17 protein-coding genes are annotated in these 20,304 nt (G+C 68.0%); 10 read left to right on the top strand and 7 right to left on the bottom strand.

Going from position 1 to position 20,304, the window contains the following annotated elements; genetic code table 11:
* Window positions 1–2: 2 nt before the first annotated feature.
* Window positions 3–947 (bottom strand): AraC family transcriptional regulator, encoded by a 945-nt coding sequence (locus tag BM43_RS06830; RefSeq protein WP_036056181.1) that lies wholly within the window; start codon window positions 945–947, stop codon window positions 3–5.
* 103 nt (window positions 948–1,050) lie between these two features.
* On the opposite strand from BM43_RS06830, the gene BM43_RS06825 reads away from it, so the two are divergent.
* From BM43_RS06825 to BM43_RS06805, 5 genes are all read left to right on the top strand, one after another.
* Window positions 1,051–2,130, top strand: a complete 1,080-nt coding sequence (locus BM43_RS06825; RefSeq protein WP_036056183.1) for a quinone oxidoreductase family protein — start codon at window positions 1,051–1,053, stop codon at window positions 2,128–2,130.
* 155 nt (window positions 2,131–2,285) lie between these two features.
* Entirely contained in the window at window positions 2,286–2,717 is a 432-nt protein-coding gene (locus tag BM43_RS06820) for a VOC family protein (protein WP_013690350.1), read from the top strand.
* Between the two features lie 265 nt (window positions 2,718–2,982).
* On the top strand, window positions 2,983–4,275 hold the full coding sequence (locus tag BM43_RS06815; RefSeq protein WP_230676430.1) for an MFS transporter: 1,293 nt from the start codon (window positions 2,983–2,985) through the stop codon (window positions 4,273–4,275).
* A gap of 525 nt (window positions 4,276–4,800) precedes the next feature.
* Window positions 4,801–6,156, top strand: a complete 1,356-nt coding sequence (locus BM43_RS06810) for an MmgE/PrpD family protein (protein WP_036056186.1) — start codon at window positions 4,801–4,803, stop codon at window positions 6,154–6,156.
* Window positions 6,149–6,880, top strand: a complete 732-nt coding sequence (locus BM43_RS06805) for an MmgE/PrpD family protein (protein WP_036056187.1) — start codon at window positions 6,149–6,151, stop codon at window positions 6,878–6,880. The genes BM43_RS06810 and BM43_RS06805 overlap by 8 nt, the downstream gene beginning before the upstream one ends.
* Before the next feature lie 49 nt (window positions 6,881–6,929).
* Here the strand turns inward: BM43_RS06805 and BM43_RS06800 are convergent, their stop codons facing one another.
* Complete coding sequence (locus BM43_RS06800; RefSeq protein ID WP_036056189.1) at window positions 6,930–7,670, bottom strand: GntR family transcriptional regulator; 741 nt, start codon at window positions 7,668–7,670, stop codon at window positions 6,930–6,932.
* Window positions 7,671–7,838: 168 nt separating this feature from the next.
* Here BM43_RS06800 and BM43_RS06795 point away from each other — a divergent pair, with 168 nt between their 5' ends.
* Window positions 7,839–8,222 (top strand): VOC family protein, encoded by a 384-nt coding sequence (locus BM43_RS06795; protein ID WP_036056191.1) that lies wholly within the window; start codon window positions 7,839–7,841, stop codon window positions 8,220–8,222.
* A 232-nt stretch (window positions 8,223–8,454) separates the two neighbouring features.
* Window positions 8,455–9,546 (top strand): alpha/beta fold hydrolase, encoded by a 1,092-nt coding sequence (locus tag BM43_RS06790; protein ID WP_052409130.1) that lies wholly within the window; start codon window positions 8,455–8,457, stop codon window positions 9,544–9,546.
* Between the two features lie 95 nt (window positions 9,547–9,641).
* On the opposite strand, the gene BM43_RS06785 is transcribed toward BM43_RS06790, so the two are convergent.
* The 5 genes from BM43_RS06785 to BM43_RS40195 form a co-directional block, all read right to left on the bottom strand.
* Window positions 9,642–11,111, bottom strand: coding sequence for an efflux transporter outer membrane subunit (locus tag BM43_RS06785; RefSeq protein ID WP_167547486.1), 1,470 nt, complete (start codon window positions 11,109–11,111; stop codon window positions 9,642–9,644).
* An 8-nt stretch (window positions 11,112–11,119) separates the two neighbouring features.
* Window positions 11,120–12,328 (bottom strand): efflux RND transporter periplasmic adaptor subunit, encoded by a 1,209-nt coding sequence (locus BM43_RS06780; RefSeq protein ID WP_036056197.1) that lies wholly within the window; start codon window positions 12,326–12,328, stop codon window positions 11,120–11,122.
* Window positions 12,318–15,536, bottom strand: a complete 3,219-nt coding sequence (locus BM43_RS06775) for an efflux RND transporter permease subunit (RefSeq protein ID WP_036038745.1) — start codon at window positions 15,534–15,536, stop codon at window positions 12,318–12,320. Before BM43_RS06775 ends, BM43_RS06780 begins: the two co-directional genes overlap by 11 nt.
* A 255-nt stretch (window positions 15,537–15,791) precedes the next feature.
* Window positions 15,792–16,388: a hypothetical protein gene (locus BM43_RS06770; protein ID WP_144417630.1), complete on the bottom strand. Its 597-nt coding sequence runs from the start codon at window positions 16,386–16,388 to the stop codon at window positions 15,792–15,794.
* 239 nt (window positions 16,389–16,627) lie between these two features.
* Complete coding sequence (locus BM43_RS40195) at window positions 16,628–16,825, bottom strand: hypothetical protein (RefSeq protein ID WP_111946409.1); 198 nt, start codon at window positions 16,823–16,825, stop codon at window positions 16,628–16,630.
* 375 nt (window positions 16,826–17,200) lie between these two features.
* Between BM43_RS40195 and BM43_RS06765 the strand changes: the two genes are divergently transcribed.
* The 3 genes from BM43_RS06765 to BM43_RS06755 all read left to right on the top strand — a co-directional run bounded on the left by BM43_RS06765 (window position 17,201) and on the right by BM43_RS06755 (window position 20,171).
* The gene (locus BM43_RS06765; protein WP_036056202.1) at window positions 17,201–18,232 is read left to right on the top strand and encodes a glycoside hydrolase family 18 protein; all 1,032 of its coding nucleotides are present in this window, start codon (window positions 17,201–17,203) and stop codon (window positions 18,230–18,232) included.
* 244 nt (window positions 18,233–18,476) lie between these two features.
* Window positions 18,477–19,565 carry an aspartyl protease family protein gene (locus BM43_RS37455; protein WP_157693226.1) on the top strand — a complete coding sequence of 363 codons (1,089 nt, stop codon included), beginning with the start codon at window positions 18,477–18,479 and terminating at the stop codon, window positions 19,563–19,565.
* A 141-nt stretch (window positions 19,566–19,706) separates the two neighbouring features.
* A complete protein-coding gene (locus tag BM43_RS06755; RefSeq protein ID WP_232484048.1) occupies window positions 19,707–20,171 on the top strand; it encodes an Ivy family c-type lysozyme inhibitor in 465 nt (154 codons plus the stop codon).
* The last annotated feature ends 133 nt before the right edge of the window (window positions 20,172–20,304 follow it).

Below are 20,304 nucleotides of genomic sequence, written 5' to 3'. Positions count from 1 at the left end.
ACTCAAGCGGCGAGCGCCCCCTCCCGCCTGCGTCGCGCGCTGCGATAACGCCCCGGGCTTTCCCCCGTGCTGCGCTTGAACGCGATGCTGAAGGCCGTATCCGACAGATAACCGACGCGCTCGGCGATCCGCGCGAGCGGTTCGTCGGTGTCGGCCAGCGCCGTCATCGCCAGCGACATCCGCCAGGCCTGCAGGTATTCGAGCGGCGCGCTGCCCACGCGCTGGCGGAACCGTTGCGCGAAGGCAGTGCGCGACATGCCGACCTCGCCGGCCAGCGTGTCGACGGTCCAGCGCTCGCCGGGCGCCGCGTGCATGCGCGACAGCGCGCGGCCGATGCGCGCGTCGGCCAGCGCGCCGAGCCAGCCGGCCGGCGCCTCGCTGGTGGCCAGGTAGGTGCGCAGCGCGTGCACCAGCACCAGGGTGGCCAGGCTGCCCTTGGCGACATCCGAACCCGGCATCTCTCCCTCCGTTTCGGCGCGCATCAGCGCGAGCACGTGGCCGAGCGCGTGCGAGGCCACGTCGGCCGCGCGCAGATGGATCAGCGGCGGCAGGTGCGCGAGCAGCAGCGCCGACAGTTCGTTCTCGAAGGTGAAACGCCCGCTCGCGAGGCTGACCAGCGGCAGCTCGCCCGGGCCTTGCCAGCGCACCACGCCATCGGGGCCGCGCGCGGCGCGATAGTGGAGCGGGCCGTCGAGGGTCTCGCGGCTCGGGTCGCTGGCCGCGCAGAAGCTCGCGCCGTCGGTCAGCAGGTAGAAATCGCCTTCCTCCATGCGGTAGCGCCGCGTCTCGCCGACCATCCACAGATGAAGGCTGCCTTGCAGCACCGAGCCGAATTTCACGTGCTGGTAAGCAGGGAAATGAAAGGCCCAGGCGCCGCGTCCCTCGAAACGCGAGGACAGCGCACTGGAGACGCGCAGCATCGACAGCACTTCCGACAAGGCATCCATGAATGTACGAATGAATAGGAATATCGACCGGAGGATTATACAAACAACCGTTTGAGGCGGGGATCATGGTGTCTGTCCATTCAGCCGTCAAAAGGAGAAACCCATGAAAGCCTGGCAACTCGACCGCCTCGGCGGCGCCCTCGCGCTCGTCGATCGTCCCGTGCCCGAGGCGCGGCCCGGCAGCGTGGTGGTGCGCATGCAGTGTTCGGTGCTGATGTCCTACATGCGCGATTACGTCGAGGGCAGGCTGCCCGTCTATCGGGCGCCGGCGCGGCCCTTCGTGCCGGGCGGCAACGGCGTCGGCACGATCCACGCGGTGGGCGCCGGGGTCTGGCATCTGCAGGCTCGGCAGCGCGTGGTGATCTCGCCGCATCTGGTCGCGCCGGAGAACGTCGTCGATCCGGCGCAGATGCTGCTCGGTGTCACGACCGTGAACGAGGCCGGCCTGCGCATGCAGCAGGACTGGCCCGACGGCACGCTGGCGGAATATGCGCTGCTGCCCGCATCGGCGGTGACGCCGGCCGATGCGGTGCCCGATCTGGATGCCGGCGCGCTCGCCACCAGCATGCGCTACACGGTGCCTTACGGCGGCCTGCTCAAGGGCCGGCTCGCGGCCGGCGAAACGGTGCTGATATCGGGCGCGACAGGCGCTTACGGATCGGCCGCGGTGCGGCTCGCACTGGCGATGGGCGCGGCGCGCGTGATCGCCTTCGGTCGCGACGCGGGCAAGCTGCGGCATCTCGCGCAGGCAACCGGTACTCGCGTGACGCCGGTCGCCGCCACCGGCGAGATGGCGGGCGACGTGGCCGCCTTGCGCGCCGCCTCGCAGGGCGCCGGCATCCAGCTCGGTTTCGACATGGTCGGCAACGCGCGCGATCCGAACCTGACGCTGGCCAGCCTGCGCAGCCTGGCCTTCGGTGGCCGCCTGGTGCTGATGGGCACCATGGCCGTGCCGCTGCCCCTGCCGTACACGGAGCTGATGATGAACGGCTGGGAGATCCTCGGCCAGTTCATGTATCCGCGCGATGCCTATCGGCGCTTGCTGACGCTGATCGGCTCGGGGCTGCTGCCGTCCGACGCGATCCGCGCGATCGATTTTCCGCTGGCCGAGTTGCCGGCGGCGATCGATGCGGCGGCCGGCGCGACGGCGTCCGAATGCGTCGTGATCGACCATCGGGCCTGAGTTTCGAGGTGGGCGAGGTCTGTCCCGGGGTTTTCCCGGGGCGCCGAATGAATATCGAATCATTCGAATGATTCGATTGACGTTCGCATGCGAGTCTCCTAGACTGGCCTCATCGCACGACAGGTTCGCGCGCCATCCACCCAGAGGAGACATCGATGCCGAATTTCATCAAGCACATCGCATTTAAGGTCGAGGACGTCGAGCGCGAACGCGCCTTCTACGAGAACGTGTTTGGCTACAAGCACGTCAATACGGTGCGTCGCAAGGGCAAGAACGGCGACCACCTGTCGTATCACATGACCGACGGCTACATGGACCTGACCCTGATCCATTACGAATCGTCGAACTCGGACGAGGCGGACTTCGCCGGCCCGGCGCCCTGCATCCACCACATCGGCATGGAAGTGGAGGACCTCGAGGCCTTCATCGAGCAGATCAAGGCCAATGGCGGCGAGATCCTCACCGCGCCGGGGCACCTGCCCGTCAAGTTCCGCTCGCCCAACGGCCCGGTAGCCGAAGTGGTGCCGATGAAGCGCTGGGAGAAGGAAACGCTCGCGGCCGGCGTGCACGGCGAAGTGCTCGAGTAAGCAGCGGTTTTTTCGCCTGCCTTGCAGCCGTTGCATCATCATGGGCGGCAGCAGGCAGGCAAGCAGGTCCAGGTCGTCCGGCAGCGAGGCGAGGGCGACATGCGCAGCACGACAGGCCCGCGAGGCAAGGCCCGAGGTCGACGAGGCGAATACGTAACACTCGGCGGCGAGGCGCCAGGCGCGGGTACAGGCAGTCCAACGACGCGCCTTCCAGAAACGGCGCGCATGGAGACAGACGATGGCTTCCTCTCGCCCCACGAGACGGTTGAGCGCCACCCATGGCGTCTTGATCGTGCTGTGCATCATGTCCTTCCTGATGTACGTGGACCGCACGAATATTTCCACCGCCGCGCTCGCGATCCGGCGCGACCTGGTCCTCAGCAATACCCAGCTCGGGCTGGTGTTTTCCGCGTTCGCGATCACCTACGCGCTGGCGATGATTCCCGGCGGCTTCATCGGCGACCGGCTCGGCGCGCGCAAGATGCTGGCGATCTGCGGCGTGCTGTGGGGGCTCGGTACCTTGCTGACCGGCCTCGCGGGCGGGTTCGCCACGCTGCTGCTGGCGCGCTTCGTGGTGGGCCTCGGCGAGAGCCCGATCGTGCCGGCCTCGGCGCGCGCGCTCACCGGCTGGATGAAGCCCGATCAACGCGGCTTCGCGCAGGGCATCACCCATGCCTGCGCGCGCCTGGGCAACGCCTCGACGCCGATCCTGGTGGCGGGCCTGATCGCCGCCTTTTCGTGGCATGCCGCCTTCGTGATACTCGGCCTGGCCAGCCTGGCCTGGGTGGTGCTGTGGGTCTGGTACTACCGCGACAACCCCGCCGACCATCCCGCGATCAGCGCCGAGGAACTCGCGCGCCTGCCGGCGAAGCTCGGCAAGACGCGCGTGCCGATGCGCTGGTCGCCGCTGCTGCGCGCGCTGTGGCCGGCCACGGTGGTGAGCTTCTGCCATGGCTGGATCCTGTGGTTCTTCCTGAACTGGATGCCTTCGTTCTTCGCGCAGGCCTATCACCTGAACATCCGCCACTCGGCGATCTTCAGCTCGGGCATCTTCCTGAGCGGGGTGGTGGGCACCACGCTGGGCGGCTCGCTGAGCGACCTGCTGCTCAAGCGCACCGGCAATATCCGGCGCTCGCGGCAGATCATGATCACGATCGGCTTTCTCGCGCCGATCATCTTCTTCATCCCGATGTTCCTGCATCCCTCGGCCACCATGGCCGGCTTCTCGCTGGCCGCGGCGCTGTTCCTGTCGGAGCTGGTGACGGCGCCCCTGTGGGCGGTGGCGATGGATCTCGCGCCGAATCACGCGGCGACTTCCAGCAGCATCATGAATACCGGTCTGGGGCTGGCCGCCTCGGTGTCGCCGCCGCTGGTGGGCTGGCTGGTCGATGCGCTGCATTCCTGGGAGCCGGTGTTCGCGCTGTCGATCTTCTTCCTGGTGCTCGGGCCGATCGCCGCGAACTGGATTCGTCCCGATCGTCCCTATCTCGGCGAGCGTGGTAGCCGGGACAGCGCGCAGCAGCCGGCCGGGCTCGCGCCGCAACTGGATGCTTCCTGAGCGGATCCGATGCAGCCTGAAGGATAGGGAAATGGCCGGCCGTCCAACGGGCCGCCGTGGACGCGACGCGCGCCGCAGTCAGGAGACGGCGGCGCGCGCGTCGTTTGCCGACCGGAGGCCGAAAGACGGTCGCTGCGCGAATCCCGATTCGCCGATCCCTCCCCATGCCGGGAGGCTCGCCTATGCCGTCGGTCCGCGCGCATCCAGACGCGCGCGACGCCCGCTTTCGTCCCGCGGCAGCTCGCCTCGGCGCCGTGCCTCGCGCGCGCCCGGGCTGGGTTTGTCGTGACGAGTGCGTGAAGGATTGACGGCAAAGTGTCGACACTTTACTTGAAATATCTTGGTTTAATCGGGTGTTGCCAAGTAGAATTTCGCCAAGTGTCGACGAAACCGCGAATCCGGCGATTCACCGCCTGAATGGGAAGCGCGTCGTCCCGCGCGGTTTTTCATGACGTGTTTGCTTGCCGATGCGAGCCGGGGAAAGGGTCTCCGGCGCGTCGGCCAAAGTCTGGAGGAATCGTCCGAATGAGTTCCATTGCCGCCGCGTTTGCGCACGGCCTGTACACACTTGCGGGGCAGCCGCTGCCTGCGAAGGTCGCCGACGAGGCCCGGCGTTCCCTCATCAACGTGATCGGGACGTCGATCGGCGCCTCGCGCCATCCCGGCGTCGACGCGATCCTCGCCGCCGCCGTCGAGATCGGCGCGCAGCCCGCCGCGCCGGTGCCGGGGCGCGGCGAGCGCACCGACCTGCATTTCTCCGCGCTGGCCACCGGCTTCGCGGGCCATCTCGACGATTTCGACGATACGCACCTGGCCACGGTGATCCACCCGGCCGCCTCGGTGTTCGCCGTGCTGACGGCGCTGGCGCCGTCGACGCAGCCGAGCGGCGCGCAGGCGCTGACGGCCTTCGCGCTGGGCTGCGAGGCGCAGTTGCGGGTGGGCGTGTCGATCTCGCCCGAGCATTACGACCGCGGCTGGCACATCACCGGGACCTGCGGCGTGATCGGCTGCGCCGTGACGGCGGCCCTGCTGCTGGGGCTGGACGTCGACGGCATTCGCCGCGCGACGGCCATCGCCGCCTCGATGTTCGTCGGCCAGCGCGAAGCCTTCGGCACCATGACCAAGCCTTATCACCCGGGCAAGGCCGCGGCCAACGGCATCGTCGCCGCGCAGCTCGCGCAGCGGGGGCAGCCGGCCGAGGACGACGTCTTCGAGGCGCCGGGCGGTTATTCGCACTCGCTGTCGACCAAGGTCGATTTCGAGTTGATGAACGGCGCGATGGGCGAGCGCTGGGAACTGCTGTCGAACACCTACAAGCCTTATCCCTGCGGCATCGTTGCCCACCCGGCGATCGACGCGGGACTGGCCCTGTCGGCGCGGATTCCCGAGGTCGGCGAGATCGAGTCGATCACGCTGCGCTGCCATCCGCTGGTGCCCGAGCTGATGGGCAACCCGCAGCCCAAGGATGGCCTGCAGGCGCGCTTCAGCGCGATCCACGGCGTCGCGGCGGCGCTGTGCGACCGTCGTGTCGGGATCGCGCAATACGAGGACGCGCGCGTGGTGCAGCCCGACGTCAGCGCGATGCGTGCCCGCACGAAGCTGGTGCCCGACAGCGCCGTGAATCGCGACGAGGTGTTCATCGAGGCCTTGCTCAAGGACGGCAGCACCGTGGCGCATCACGTCGAGCACGCGCGCGGCAGCCTGGCGCGCCCGCTCACCGACGACGAGCTGCGGGAAAAGATCGAGCTGCTGATCGATCCGATCCTCGGCGACGGCGCCACGCAACGGATCGCCGAGCTGGTTCGCGATCTCGAATCCCAGCCCGACCTGCGCGCGCTTTTCGAACTTTGCCTTCCCACCGAGGACCAGAATCATGCATGAGGCCGCCACCCATTCCGACGTTTCCGCCGCGCTGGTGAGCTTCGCGCTCGCGCCGCTGGCGAAGGAGGCGCGCTCCGCCGTCGCGGCGGCCCATCGGGCGATCGCCGAGGCGCGCGCGATCCTGTCGTCGACCTCCGCCGATGCGGCGGTCGCCGGGCTGCCGGCGCAGGCGAACGCGTCGAGCGACCTGCGCCTGCGTGCCTGGAGCCTGGGCGCGCAGTTGACGGCGCAGGCCGTGCCCTCGCTGGCGACGCCGGTGGTCGCGGCGGCGCTGACGGCGGGCGAGCGCTTCGGCGCATCGGACGAGGCCATCGCCGAAGCCGTGGCGATCGGCACCGAGGCCGCCACGCACACGCTGGCCGCGCTCGACAGCAGCGAATACCGGGCGCGCTGGAACCTCGTGTCCTCGATCGGGGTGCTGGGGGCCACGCTGGCCGTGGCGCGCCTGCTGGGGCTCGACGCGCCGCGTGCGCAGCATGCGCTCGGCGTGGCGGCGACCCAGGCGGCGGGGCTCGCGCGCAACGCGGGCAAGGCGATGGAAGCCATCGAGATCGGCAAGGCGGCCGCCGACGCGATCGAATCGGCCCTGGTGGCCAAGCACGGCTTCACCAGCGCGGTGGCCTCGATCGACGGGCGGCGCGGCCTGGCGGCGCTGATGGCCTATCGCTTCGACGCGGCGCGGATTGCCGGCGAGCCGGCCGCCTGGTGGTCGACGGTGGCCTGAGCCGCGAGTTGCTTGCGAAGACCGCCGCAGGCATCGCGGCGGCGGTCTTTCAGTCCTGCAGCCCGCGCGTGTTGCGATACACGCAATGGCTCGATTCGACGAAGCGCACGCGATGCTCGACGGGCTTGTCCTTGAAGGTATAGGCGGTGCGCTCGACGCGCAGCACCGGCGTGCCGGGCTGTACCTGCAGCGCATCGGCCACCTTCTCGTCGGCGACCGCGCCGGCCAGGTCCTCCACCACGCGCACCACCGAGATGCCGAAATGCTCCTGGTAGAAGCCGTAGATCGAGCCGCGCCGCGCCGCGAAGTGCTCGGCGGTGAGCTTCGGGAACAGGTCGAGTGGAATCCACAGATGGTCGAGCATCACCGGCACCTCGCCGAGCAGGCGCAGGTTGTCGACGCTGGCCAGGCGCGCGCCGCGCTCCAGCTTCAGGATCGAGGCCAGCGCCGGCGTGGCGCGCTCCTTGCCGAAACGCAGCAGCCGCGCGCCCACCGTCACCGTCTCGCCGGTGTGGTCGACGAAGTTGAAATACTGGTCGAAGGCATGTTCGTCGGCGAATTTCGCGACGATGGTGCCGAGCCGCGCGCGCCGGATCAGCAGGCGCTCGGCGACCAGTTCCTCCACCGCGCGGCGGATGGTGCCGATGCCCACGCCGAATGCCTCGGCCAGTTGCGGTTCGGTGGGGATCTTCTCGCCGGCGGCCCAGACGCCGGTGCGCAGACGCTCGAGAATGCCTGCGCGGACGATTTCATACAGCGGCTGGTCGGCTGAAGGGCGGGTGGCTGGCATCGATCTGACAAGGATTGGGCTGGACGCGCGAACCTGCGAAGGATACAGGATCGGAACGCTGGTTCGGCGCGAGCGTTCCCCGGCCGGGAAGCGGGCAGCGGCGCCGATCGCGCCGAAAACCCGCATCATGGCGGTCCTGCCATCCTGTTCGCCCCAAGGAGCCCGACCATGCCGCTGATCGACCATCTCGACCACCTGGTGCTGACCTGCGTCGACCCCGATGCCAGCCGGCATTTCTATACCGAGGTGCTGCAGATGCAGCTCGAGAGCTTCGGCGCCGGGCGCCTGGCGTTTCGCTTCGGCAACCAGAAGATCAACCTGCACGTGCGCGGCGCCGAGTTCGAGCCGAAGGCGCATCTGCCGGTGCCGGGCGCGCTCGATCTGTGCTTCATCGCGGCGGTGCCGCTGGACGAGGTGATCGCGCACCTGGCGCGCATGAACTGGCCGATCGTCGAGGGCCCGGTCGAGCGAACCGGCGCGACGGCCCGGATCCGCTCGGTCTATGTGCGCGACCCGGACCTGAACCTGATCGAGATTTCCGAGTTGCTGTGAGCGGCGGTGCCGCCGCGTGGCCCGGTGCCGGCCTGAAATCCGAAAGCTTCGTCGCGCATCGATAACGCGTACAGGAAAACCGGAAGATTGTCCCATCCGCCGCCGCCTGCCTTCGCTACATTGGAGCAACGGCCGGCGGGGCGGACGGCATCTGTCATGCCGCCGGGCACCCGTGGCCGGAACGCCGATTCGATGCGAACGGATCCCCGAACCTGCAATGACAGAGAAAGCCATGAAAAGCATTTTGTTGGGCTGCGCCGCGATGACGGTCTGCGCGCTGGGCCACGCGCAGACGCCGACGCCCGCCGGGGCGGCGGACGCGGCCGAAGCGGCAGGCGACTACCTCGCCCGCGATTTCCGTTTCTCCGACGGCTCGGTGCTGCCCGAGGTCAGGCTCCATTACACGACCCTGGGCCGGCTGCGGCGCGACGCGGCCGGCCACGCCACCAACGCGGTGCTGCTGCTGCACGGCACCACCGGCAGCGGCGCGCAGTTCCTCACCAAGAGTTCGCGCGAGGCGCTGTTCGCGCCGGGCGCGCCGCTCGACACCAGCAAGTATTTCGTGATCGTGCCGGACGGCCTGGGCCGCGGCGGTTCGAGCAAGCCCAGCGACGGCCTGCGCGCGCGCTTCCCGCAATACGGCTACAACGACGTGGTGCAGGGCCAGTACCGGCTGGTCACGGAAGGGCTCAAGGTCGACCACCTGAAGCTGGTGTTGGGCACCTCGATGGGCGGCATGCAGACCTGGCTGTGGGGCGAGCAGCACCCGGCGATGATGGACGCGCTGATGCCGATCGCCTCGCAGCCGATCGCGATGGCAGGCCGCAACTGGCTGTGGCGGCAGATGGTGGTGGGCGCCATCGAGCATGATCCGGGCTGGCAGCAGGGCGATTACGCCAGCTCGCCGCAGCAGTGGATCCGCACCATGCCGGTGTTCGCGATCATGACGCAGAACCCGCGCCAGTTGCAGCTCGCCGCGCCCGATCGCGAGGCCGCCACGAAGCTGTACGACTCGATCGTCGCGCAATACGCGAAGTACGACGCCAACGACGTGCTGTACTGGTTCCGCTCCTCGTCCGACTACGATCCCGCGCCGCAGCTCGGCAGGATCCGCGCCAAGCTGTTCGCCGTCAACTTCCAGGACGACCTGATCAACGCCACCGATCTCGGCGCGATGCAGCGCCTGGTGCCCGAGGTGCCGGGCGGCCGTTTCGTGGAGATTCCGGAAGGCGCGGGTTCCTATGGCCACCAGACGCTGGCGCATCCCGAGGTCTGGGGCAAGTACCTGGTGCAGTTGCTGGACGAGGTGGGCACGCCGCGCTGAGGCTTGCGAGCCGGGCCCCCGGCCTGATTCCCGGGCCCGGCCCGATACGACCGCGCGCGCCGGGCGACGAGATCGCCGGCGCGCGCGGCGTGGTTTCAGCCCGCCTTGGGCGGCGGCGCCGTGGCGACGGCCGGCGCCGCCTCCGGCTTCGACAGGTCGTCCAGATCCCCGTCCGACCAGCCGCCGCCGAGCGCGCGCACCAACTGCACGTTGGCCACCCACTGGCGGGTCTGGATGTCGAGCACGCTGCGCTCGGTGCTCAGCGCGGTGGTCTGCGCCTGCACCACGTCCAGGTAGCTGGCGATGCCGCGCTGGTAGCGCGTCAGCGCCAGCTCGACGGCGCGCTGGGCGGCATCGGCCGATTCGCGCTCCTGGTCGAGCGCGGTGCCCAGGTCGTGCAGCAGCGTCAGGCTGTCCTCGACCTGCTGGAAGGCGGCCAGCGCGACGCCGCGGTAACGCGCGGCGGCCTCGTCGGTGGCGGCCTTGACGGCATCGAGCTGGGCCCGGCGCAGCCCGCCGTCGAAGAGGTACTGCGCGATCGACGGCCCGACCGACCAGAAGAAGTTCGGCGCGCTGAAGAAGTTCGTGTAGTTCGAGCTCTGCAGCCCGCCCTGGGCGCTGAGCGTGATCTGCGGGAAATAGGCGGCGCGCGCCACCCCGATCCGCGCATTCGACTCCGCCACGCGCCGCTCCGCCGCCGCGATGTCGGGGCGCCGCTGCAGCAGGGTCGAGGGCACGCCCACCGGCACCGGCGGCAGCACCACGTCGGCCGCCGAGGTCTCGACCCGGAAGTCCGAGGCCGAGGCACCCACCAGCACCGCGATCGCGTGTTCGTTCAGCGCGCGCTGGGCAAGGTTCTGCGTGAGCTGCGATTTCGCGTCGGCCAGCAGCGCGGTGGAGCGCGTCACGTCGAGGCCCGATACGGCGCCGGCGTCGTGCAGCCGCTGCGTGAGCTGCTGGGCGCGCTGGAAGGCCGCCACCGTGTCATTGAGCAGCTTGGTCTGGCGATCCAGGCCGCGCAGTTGCAGGTAGCTCTGCGCGAGCTGCGCCTCCAGGCTCAGTTGCACCGAGGCGAGATCGGCCTTGGTGGCCTGCGCCTCGTCCTTGGCCGCCGCCACCGTGTTGCGCACGCGGCCCCACAAATCGAGCTCGTAGTCGATCTCGCCGCCCAGCGAGACGGCGTTGTACTCGTTCGGGCTGCCGGCGCCGCGCAGCGGCCGCGTGTCCGACTGGCGGTTGCGCGTCGGGCTGGCGGTGGCCGAGACGCGCGGCAGCTCCGCCGCGCTCTGCTGCGAGACGAAGGCGCGCGCCTGCGCGTAATGCGCGAGCGCGGCGGCCAGGTCGGCGTTGCTGGCCAGCAGGCGAGTTTCCAGCGCGTCGAGCGCCGGCTCGCGATAGGCCTGCCACCAGGCGTCGCGCGGGATCTGGTCGGACGGCTGGGCCGGCGCCCAGGGGCCCACCGTGCGATAGGCCACCGAGGCCGGCACCGGCGGCACCTTGTAGTCGGGCGCGAGCGAACAGCCGGCCAGCGCGAGCGCGGCCGCCAGCAGCGTCAGACGGGACATCGGCCGCTTCATGAACGGGCCCTCTGGGCGCCGCCGTCGGCGTTGCCGCCATTGCCTGCGTTGCCGCCGGTCGCGATGTGCACCGCATCGCCGTCGGCGAGCCCGTCGGGCGGCGTATCGACGATCCGCTCGCCGGCCCCGATCCCGTCGGCGATCTCCACCTGGGTGCCGAGATCGCGCGTGATCTTCACGCGACGGTAGTGGATATGCCCGTCGGCGCCCACCGTCATGACGCGCGTGCCCTGCGCGTCGAACAGGATCGAGCTGGCCGGCACGCGCAGCGTATCGGCCGAGGCCGGCAGCGCGAAGGCCAGGTTGGCGAAGGCGCCCGGCAGCAGCGCGCCGTCCCGGTTGTCCACCACCAGCTGCACGAGCGTGGTGCCCGATTGCGGATTGACGGCGCCCGAGGCGGCCACCACCTTGGCGACGAACTTGCGCTGCGGGTACTCGGGCACGGTCAGCGTCGCGTCGGTGCCGGGCCGCACGCTCGGCGCGTAGTTCTGCGGCACCTGCACGTAGACGCGCAGCCGCGTCACGTCCGACACGGTGAACAGTTCCTCGCCGGTCGAGCCGCCGGCATTGACCAGCGCCCCCACGTCGGTGCGCCGCGCGGTCACCACGCCGTCGAACGGCGCCACCAGCCGCGCGAAGCCCTTCAGCGCGACCAGCCGGTTGACGTTGGCCAGCGCCGAGTCCACCGCGGCGCGGCGGGCCGCGTAGTCGCTGGTGCGCTGGTCGACGTCCTGCTTGGAAACGGCATCCGAGCCCAGCAGCGACTGCCAGCGCTTGGCGGTGATCTCGGCCAGCGAGGCATTGGTACGCGCGCTCTCCAGGTCGGCGCGCGCCTGCAGCAGTTGCTGGTCGACCTCGGGCGTCTCGATCACGCCGAGTTCCTGTCCGCTCTTCACGTGCGAGCCGATGTCGTACTGCCAGGACTTCAGGTAGCCGCTCACGCGCGCCAGGATCGGCGCGCTCGACCAGGCCTCGAGCCGGCCCGGCAGGTTCAGCGCGGGCCCGGCGTCGGCGCGCGACACGGCGATCACGCGCACGGTCGGCACGGCATTGGTGTCGGTCCAGGCGCGCACGCGCGAGGCGTCATGGGCGCGTACCGCGATGCCGGCGGCCACGATCGCCACGGCGATCACCACGCCCGCCACGGCGGCGGTGCGCAGCCGGCGGCGGGAGACCGATCGTGGACGGGAAGCTTCAGACGACATGGCCGGTTCCTTGCTCAGAAATATCGGAAGAGGGCGCCTGGCGCGGGCGCGCATGAATCATGGAGAACACGGCGGGCACCAGGAACAGCGTGGCCGCGGTGGCGAACATCAGACCGCCGATCACGGCGCGCCCGAGCGGCGCGTTCTGTTCGCCGCCCTCGCCGAGGCCGAGCGCCATCGGCGCCATGCCGATCACCATCGACAGCGCCGTCATCAGCACCGGGCGGAAGCGCGTGAAGCCGGCCTCGATCGCCGCGCGCAGCGGGTCGCCGTGCTCGGCCAGCGATTCGCGGCAGAAGCTGACCACCAGGATCGAGTTGGCGGTGGCCACGCCCATGCACATGATCGCGCCGGTCAGCGCCGGCACCGACATGGTGGTGTGGGTCGCGAACAGCATCCAGATGATGCCGGCGATCGCGGCCGGCAGCGCCGTGACGATCACGAAGGGATCCGACCAGGACTGGAAGTTCACCACGATCAGCAGGTAGATCAGCACCACCGCGCCGAGCAGGCCGAACAGCATGCCGCCGAACGCGGCGTTCATGGTCTGCACCTGGCCGAGCAGGGCCACGCTGGAGCCGCGCGGCAGTTCCTTGGCATGCGCCGAGACGATCCGGTTGATGTCGCGCGAGACCGAGCCCAGGTCGCGATCCTGGGTGGTCGCGAAGATCTCGACCATCGGCTGGATGTTGTACTGGCTGACGATCGAGTTGATGTCGGCGCGACGGATGGTGGCCAGGCCGCCGAGGATCTGGGTGGCGTTGCCGGCCGCGGCGGCGTTCGCGCCGGTGGCCGAGATCGGCAGGTTCTGCAGCGCCGCCAGCGTGTCGAGGTTGTACTGCGGCGTCTGCATCACGATCGGGTAGGAGATGCCGTTGGCCGGGTTCAGCCAGTAGGTGGGCGCCACCTGGCTGGAGCCGGCCAGGTTCACCACCAGGCTGTTGGTCACGTCGCGCTCGGTGATGCCCAGCAACTGGGCGCGGGTGCGATCGACGTCGACCGAGAAGGCCGGGCTTTGCTGCGACTGCTGGATGCGCGCGTCCACCACGCCCGGCACGCGGCGGATCTCGCGCAGCAGCGTGTTGGTGTAGTCGAAGTTGGCGGCCAGGTTGTTGCCGCGCACCTGCAGGTCGATCGGCGCCGGCGAGCCGAAGTTCAGGATCTGGCTGATGATGTCGGCCGGCGGGAACGAGAAGGTCACGCCGGGGAAGCGGCGCGGCAGTTCCTCGCGCATGCGGCGCACGTAGTCGGCGGTGGGCCCGTGGCCCTCGTTCAGGGTGATCTGGATGTCGCCGTCCTGGGAGCCGATGGTGCCGGTGTTGTTGTAGGCGGTGTTGATGCCGCTCGAGGACAGGCCCATGTTGTCGACCATGGTGCCGAGCTCGGCGGGCGGGATGATGCCGCGCACCGCCTGCTGCACCCTGGCGAGGATCTCGGCGGTGCGCTCCACGCGCGTGCCGACCGGCGCGCGCACGTGCATCACGATCTGGCCGGCATCCACCGAGGGGAAGAAGTTCTGGCCCAGGAGCGGCACCAGCGCGAACGAGACCAGCACGAAGCCGAAGAACACCGAGACGAAGGGCTTGCGATGCGCGAGCGCCAGCTCCAGCAGGGCGCGATAGCGGGAGCGCACGCGCTCGAAGCGCGCCTCGAAACCGCGCTGGAAGCGCACCAGCGGGTTGCGGCTGGGCGCGCGTTCGGCGCCGTGCCCGCCTTCGGCATGCGCGTGCGGCTTGAGCAGGTACTTGGCCATGGTCGGCACCAGGGTGCGCGACAGGATGAACGAGGAGATCATCGCGAACATCACCGCCTCGGCCATCGGCACGAACAGGAAGCGCGCGATCCCCTGCAGGAAGAACATCGGCACGAACACGATGCAGATGCACAGCAGCGAGACGAAGGCCGGCGTGACGATCTGCGCGGCGCCGTCGAGGATCGCCGGCTCCACCTGCTTGCCCTGTTCCAGGTGCCAGTTGATGTTCTCGATGGTCACGGTGGCGTCGTCCACCAGGATCCCGACCGCCAACGCGAGGCCGCCCAGGGTCATGATGTTGAGCGTCTCGCCGAGCGCCGAGAGCGTGATGATCGAGCCGAGCACGGCCAGCGGGATCGAGGTGGCGATGATCAGGGTCGAGCGCCAGCTGCCGAGGAACAGCAGGATCATCAGGCTGGTCAGCACCGCCGCGATCACGCCCTCGCGCGCCACGCCGCTGATGGCTGCCGTGACGAACAGCGACTGGTCGCCGATCGGGGCGATCTGCAGGTTCTGCGGCCAGCCGGCCTTGCCCTGCTCGACGTGCTGCTTGATGCCCGAGATGATCGCCAGCGTCGAGGCCGCGCCGTTCTTGAGCACCGTGATCAGCACCGAGCGGTTGCCGTCGACGTGCACGATGTTGGTCTGCGGCGCGCTGCCGTCGTGCACGTTGGCGATGTCGCGCATGTAGATGGTGGTGCCGTTCACCGCCTTGACCGGCAGGTTGGCCAGCTCGCGGATGTCGCCGGGCGCGTCGTTCAGGTTCAGCGTGTATTCATAGTCGCCGATCTTCTCGGTGCCGATCGGCGTGAGCAGGTTCTGGCCGGCCAGCGCGTTGGCCACGTCCTGCGCCGACAGCCCGCGCGCCTGCAGCGCGGCCGGATCGACGTCGAGCTGGACCTGGCGCGTCTTGCCGCCGAACGGGAACGGGATCGCCGCGCCGGGCACCGTCACCAGCGCCGGGCGCAGCGTGTTGAGGCCCAGGTCGGCGAGGTTCTGCTCGGACAGGCCCTTGCCCGACAGCGCGAGCTGGATGATCGGCACCGTCGAGGCGTTGTAGTTCAGGATCAGCGGCGGGGTGGTGCCGGGCGGCAACTGGCGCAGCAGCGTCTGCGAGACCGCGGTGACCTGCGCGTTCGCCGTGTTGATGTCGACGCCGGGCTGGAAGAAGATCTTGATCACGCCGAAGCCGGTGATCGACTGCGCCTCGATGTGCTCGACGTCGTTGACCGTGGTGGTCAGCGTGCGCTCGAAGGGCGAGGAGATGCGCCCGGCCATCTGGTCCGGCGACAGGCCCGTGTACTGCCAGATCACCGCGATCACGGGGATGCGGATGTTCGGGAAGATGTCGGTCGGCGTGCGCAGTGCTGCGAGCGGCCCAATGATCAGGATCAGGATTGCGAGGACCACGAACGTATACGGTCTTCGCAAGGCAACGCGTACTAGGCCGAGCATGTATCTTCCGAAAATCGCGACAAATTGAGGAAAAGTCCGCCGCAGCGGGCGTCGCGCCCGTCGCATCGGCGGGATACTACCGGCTCAATTTCCGCCCAGCCAACAGGTTTTTTGTTTGCTGTCAATGCTGCCAGATTCCCGTCAGGCAGGCGTTCCCCGGCGGCCTGCTCGGCGCCGCCAGGAGGGGAAAAGGGCAGAGGAAAGCGGGCTGGGGCGCGTGCCCGGGGCGCCCGGGTTCGCCGCGGCCCGGCGGCGTCAGCCGCGTGACTTCGCCTTGGCGGCGGGGCGCTTGCGCTCCTCGGCCGGCGCCGGCTTGCGATCGTCGACCGGCGTGAAGTGGATGGTGAGGGTGGTGGCGCGGTTCAGCTTCTTGTCCCGCGATGCCGACAGGTCGACGAGGTAGAAGGAAATGCCGCCGCCGGCCTTCGATTCGGTCGAGATGCCGACGTCCACCGAGATGCTGTCGCCCTTGTAGGCGTCGTCGGTGGCGTGGAAACAGGGCCTCACGGCGGTGGCGCGGATGATCGAGTCGCGCAGGTTGTCGAGCAGGGGCGTGAGCACGGCATCGTCGCGGATCGCCGGGTCGTTCGCGCCGGCCTCTCCCAGCGCGTTCAATTGCTTTTCATAGTCCTGGCTGGTGGGCGGGAAATAGGCATAAGTGACTTTGTTCGAACCCGAATGCGTGGTCGACAGCGTGCCGCTCAGGTTCGGCTTCACGGTGGCCGGGATCGACAGGCCGGCGCCGCCGCTGAGAGACAGGTTCGAAACGGCCGACATCTCGATCGTGACGCTATCGATCCGGAAGCCGACATAGCCATCGCCGCAGGTCGGCGTCGCGATGGCAAGGCGCAAGCGCATGCCGCGGCAAGGGGGAGTGTTTTCATCGCGAGATCCTTATTGTTGGGACCACCAGGCCGGAAAGGCGAATGGGTGGGTGCCGCCCTGGTATCGCAATGTTTTATATAGGGATCCGATGAATCGGTAAGCCGGATTATTGAAATTCCAATAAATTTAATGCATTGAGAAATGATAAAAATTGTCGATGGCGGCGCCGTCGGCTCATCAGTTTTACTGATTTTATTTCAAATTCATTACATTCCGAGTCGCGGCTGATGGCCGGAATCGAATGGCCCGATGGCGATCATGGTGTTTCCGGATTCGAAAAAATCATCCAATAAATTCATCGAATATCGTTCCGTAAATTTTTGCATGCTCCGGATTTTCGGAACGAAATCCTTTGCTGGACAGGCTTTCGGCTTGATCTCGATCTCCGGCGCGGAAATCTCCATATCTAAATGAATATCGAATTGCGTTCGCCATGGGCGTTACGCATACTCGATTCCGCCTTTTCGATTTCACGACAATCATTTGCCTGATAAACGTTTCGCGGGACAGGTATCGCGATTCGATTCTTACAAAGCCTTCGGTCGACCCGCGAGTCGATCGGAAAGGCGCGCTCGCAGCATCTGGATTGCAGTTCGACGTGAGGATTTTTCGATTGCGGGCCGCCGCCGCCGCGAGGGGCGGGGCGCCGGCCGGCTGGTCCGGCCTCGATAGGCGAGGCCGGGCAGGGAAGTCGCGCCACGCAGGATGGTGGCGTCACCAACAGCGGGCGAATCCACGCCCGCGCATCGTCGTCTCACCCTCTCTTCAGGAGAATTCAGATGAAATCGCTTCGACTCAAGGGCCTGGCCGCCTTGCTCTGTCTCGCCGCTTCCGCGCCCGTGCTGGCCGAATCGGCGGCCACCGCCGCGGTGGCCGCCAACTTCATCTACAGCCCGTATTTCTACTCGGGCGACTTCAGCGGCGCCCAGCTCAACACCACCGTCACCGGCAGTTCCAAGACCTTGCTGAGCGTGATGCCGGCCAAGCTCCAGGCGGTGACCTGGGCCTTCGCGACCGGCAACTGCGGCAGCGAGGACTGGAGCGGCGTGTCGGCCTCCTCGTTCGCGAAGGCGAACGTGCAGGGCTTCGTGAACGCCGGCAAGAAATACATCGTCTCGACCGGCGGCGCCGGCGCGAGCTTCCTCTGCACCTCGGACGCCAACTTCCTGAAGTTCATCCAGACGTACTACAGCGCCAACATGCTCGGCGTGGATTTCGACGTCGAGAACGGCCAGAGCCAGAGCGACATCAACAACCTGGTGGCGCGCGTGGCGAACGCGCAGAACACCTACCCGAACCTGCGCTTCAGCTTCACGATCGCGACCGAGGGCGGCAATGCGGGGCAGAGCCTCGGCGACATCGGCGTGAAGGTGATGACGGCGATCCAGAACTACGGATTGAAGAACTACACGATCAACTTGATGACCATGGATTTCGCGGATTCGGGTGACGAGGATCCCTCGCTCTGCACGCTCAACAGCAGCGGCAAGTGCGACATGGGCAAGTCGACCATCGCGGCGGCCGAGAACCTGCACAACCACTGGAAGGTGCCGTACAACCAGATCGAGGTGACGCCGATGATCGGCGGCAACGACAGCATCGACGAGACCTTCACGCTGGCCGACGCGGTGGCGGTGTCGAACTACGCGCTGTCCAAGCAGATCGCCGGGATCCACTTCTGGGCCTTCTCGCGCGATCGCGATTGCAAGCCGGCCACCTCGGACAACAACTCGTCCGATACCTGCAACAACTACGGGAAGGCCGGGACGCTCGGCTACACGAACCAGTTCATTTCCTCGTTGGGGCTGTGAGCCGGGGGAAGGGGATCCGGTGAAGCAGGGCCGGGCCGCGCGTCCCGATACTCGCGGCCCGGCCCGGATTGGATGGGAAAGCGAGGCCCTGGCGCCGGTATTCCTGATCGCGAGTAGTCAATCGCGATCCGCATGGCCGAGCTGGCGCATTCACGTCGCGACTTCCATGCTAGGCTTTCGAAAAATTCGAGCGCTGTTCGTCAGCGCCGTGTGTTCCGATCTCCTTGCTCGCTCCAACAATAAGATGACGAGAATGATGGCCCGGCCGGCCAAGCTGTTCGTTCTTTGCGCGATCCTGCTCTCGCAGGCTGCCTGCGACGAATTCAAGGTACCCATTCCCAAGGACATCAAACCCGCTGTCGACACTTATCGACTGTCGAGCGTTGCCATTTCCGACCTGAGCAAGCCCGATATCCGGCGCCCGCTGCTGCAGTTGAGCCGAGAGGCCTGCAATCGCGACGCCATGGGCCGCCTGGCCGCCGAAATCGACGCGCTCGGCTACCGGCGCGAGAGCGCCGACGCGCTGGTCGCCTTCGTGGATCGCTGCGGCAAGGCGGACGGCTTCCTCGGCGCGGCCATCGAGGACCTGATCGCCGCGAGCGACTACCAGGGCGCGGTGGCGATCGCCAACCGCCTGCTGGCGAACGATGCCACCGAGCCGCAATACTATTTCGATCGCGGCCGCGCCTACGAGGGCGCGCAGCAGGACGAGGCGGCGCTGGCCGACTACATGCAGGTGCTGGCCTTGTCGCCGGACCGCGCCTCGATCACCAGCAACCTGTTCATCCGCATCGCGGACCTGCATGCCAAGGCCGGCCGCTACTGCGACGCGGTGAGCGCGATCCGCATGTGGGTGTCGGCTGATCCCGAGCGCGCCGACAATGCGCAGGCCAAGGGCATCATCGCCCGTTATGCCTCGCATGCCAGTTGCCCGACGAGTTATGCATCCGGGCAGGAAAGCTTCGCGCGCAAGGGCAGCAATACCATCCAGGTGAAGGCGCGCATCAACGGCGTGGAAGGCACCTTCATCGTCGATACCGGGGCGAGCTATGTCGTGATGAGCCAGGCGTTCGCGCAGCGGGCCCGGATCGACACCGCGCAGGCCCGGCACATTCGCCTGCAGACCGCCAATGGCCCGCGCGAGGGCCTGCTGGCCCAGGCGGATTCCGTCAAGCTCGGCCAGGTCGAGGCTTCCGCGGTGCCGGTATCGGTCGATCCGGCCGGCAAGGCGCCGTTCGGGCAGGGCATCGACGGACTGCTCGGGCAATCGTTCCTGTCGCGGTTCGAGGTGTCGTTCGCGCCGACGAGATGGTTGATCCGGCAGCATTCGTGAGCCGAGCCGGCGCGGGGGGGCGCGACGCAATCCGGCGCGTTCCGCAACGCCTGGGCAAGAAACTTACGGCTGACTTTCGGCACTAAGACGGCACCGATATCGAATGGATCCAGGAGGTTCCGCATGTCATTGAAGATTTCCTTGCTTGCCGTCGCCGTCCTGAGCATCGGCGGCCAGGTCGGCCAGTTCGCGTGGGCCGACGAGGCCGCCAAGGCCGATCCGCAGTCGTTCAGCGCGATCGCCAGCAATCATGATGCGGCGGCGGCCTTTGCCGCCATGAAGAAAGGGCATCGCTTGCCCGACTGGGTGGCGCGAGGCGGTACCGAATCGCCGGCGAACACGGTGTCGTTCGGCGGCCACGACGTTTATGTCATGAGCGCCTGCAAGCCGCATGATTGCGGCGCGCAGCGAATTGCCGTGATGTACGACCCGCAGGCGAAGCGGATGGTCGGCGTGCTGTCGGTCGTCGATCCGAAGCATGATGTCGAAAAGCTGACATGGTTGAACATCGGCGGCGACAACGAGTCGATCGACGGCCGCACGATCCTGTACGCGGCGCTGACAGGAAGCCTGGAGAATCATCCGGGAGCGTTCAGCTACAAGTAGGCGGGCGGCGGGCCCGGGTCCGGGGCAGCCCGCGGCCGGGCCGCCGAGCCAAGCCAGTGACGGACGCCGGGCCGAACGCCTGCGCTCTTGGACGGTTGCGAATTCGATCGGCGACGATGCCAAAAACTTGAGG

The sequence above is a fragment of the Burkholderia gladioli genome, from assembly GCF_000959725.1.
In the GTDB taxonomy this organism is placed as follows: Bacteria; Pseudomonadota; Gammaproteobacteria; order Burkholderiales; family Burkholderiaceae; genus Burkholderia; species Burkholderia gladioli.
Note: the sequence above shows the minus strand (reverse complement) of the source record. Positions and strands in the feature narration are given on the sequence as shown.

What these genes read in the sequence shown, in the direction of transcription:
- BM43_RS06830 (WP_036056181.1), bottom strand. Translation starts at nt 947, where the DNA reads ATGGATGCCTTGTCGGAAGTGCTGTCGATGCTGCGCGTCTCCAGTGCG.
- BM43_RS06825 (WP_036056183.1), top strand. Translation starts at nt 1,051, where the DNA reads ATGAAAGCCTGGCAACTCGACCGCCTCGGCGGCGCCCTCGCGCTCGTC.
- BM43_RS06820 (WP_013690350.1), top strand. Translation starts at nt 2,286, where the DNA reads ATGCCGAATTTCATCAAGCACATCGCATTTAAGGTCGAGGACGTCGAG.
- BM43_RS06810 (WP_036056186.1), top strand. Translation starts at nt 4,801, where the DNA reads ATGAGTTCCATTGCCGCCGCGTTTGCGCACGGCCTGTACACACTTGCG.
- BM43_RS06805 (WP_036056187.1), top strand. Translation starts at nt 6,149, where the DNA reads ATGCATGAGGCCGCCACCCATTCCGACGTTTCCGCCGCGCTGGTGAGC.
- BM43_RS06800 (WP_036056189.1), bottom strand. Translation starts at nt 7,670, where the DNA reads ATGCCAGCCACCCGCCCTTCAGCCGACCAGCCGCTGTATGAAATCGTC.
- BM43_RS06795 (WP_036056191.1), top strand. Translation starts at nt 7,839, where the DNA reads ATGCCGCTGATCGACCATCTCGACCACCTGGTGCTGACCTGCGTCGAC.
- BM43_RS06790 (WP_052409130.1), top strand. Translation starts at nt 8,455, where the DNA reads ATGAAAAGCATTTTGTTGGGCTGCGCCGCGATGACGGTCTGCGCGCTG.
- BM43_RS06785 (WP_167547486.1), bottom strand. Translation starts at nt 11,111, where the DNA reads ATGTCCCGTCTGACGCTGCTGGCGGCCGCGCTCGCGCTGGCCGGCTGT.
- BM43_RS06780 (WP_036056197.1), bottom strand. Translation starts at nt 12,328, where the DNA reads ATGTCGTCTGAAGCTTCCCGTCCACGATCGGTCTCCCGCCGCCGGCTG.
- BM43_RS06775 (WP_036038745.1), bottom strand. Translation starts at nt 15,536, where the DNA reads ATGCTCGGCCTAGTACGCGTTGCCTTGCGAAGACCGTATACGTTCGTG.
- BM43_RS40195 (WP_111946409.1), bottom strand. Translation starts at nt 16,825, where the DNA reads ATGGAGATTTCCGCGCCGGAGATCGAGATCAAGCCGAAAGCCTGTCCA.
- BM43_RS06765 (WP_036056202.1), top strand. Translation starts at nt 17,201, where the DNA reads ATGAAATCGCTTCGACTCAAGGGCCTGGCCGCCTTGCTCTGTCTCGCC.
- BM43_RS37455 (WP_157693226.1), top strand. Translation starts at nt 18,477, where the DNA reads ATGACGAGAATGATGGCCCGGCCGGCCAAGCTGTTCGTTCTTTGCGCG.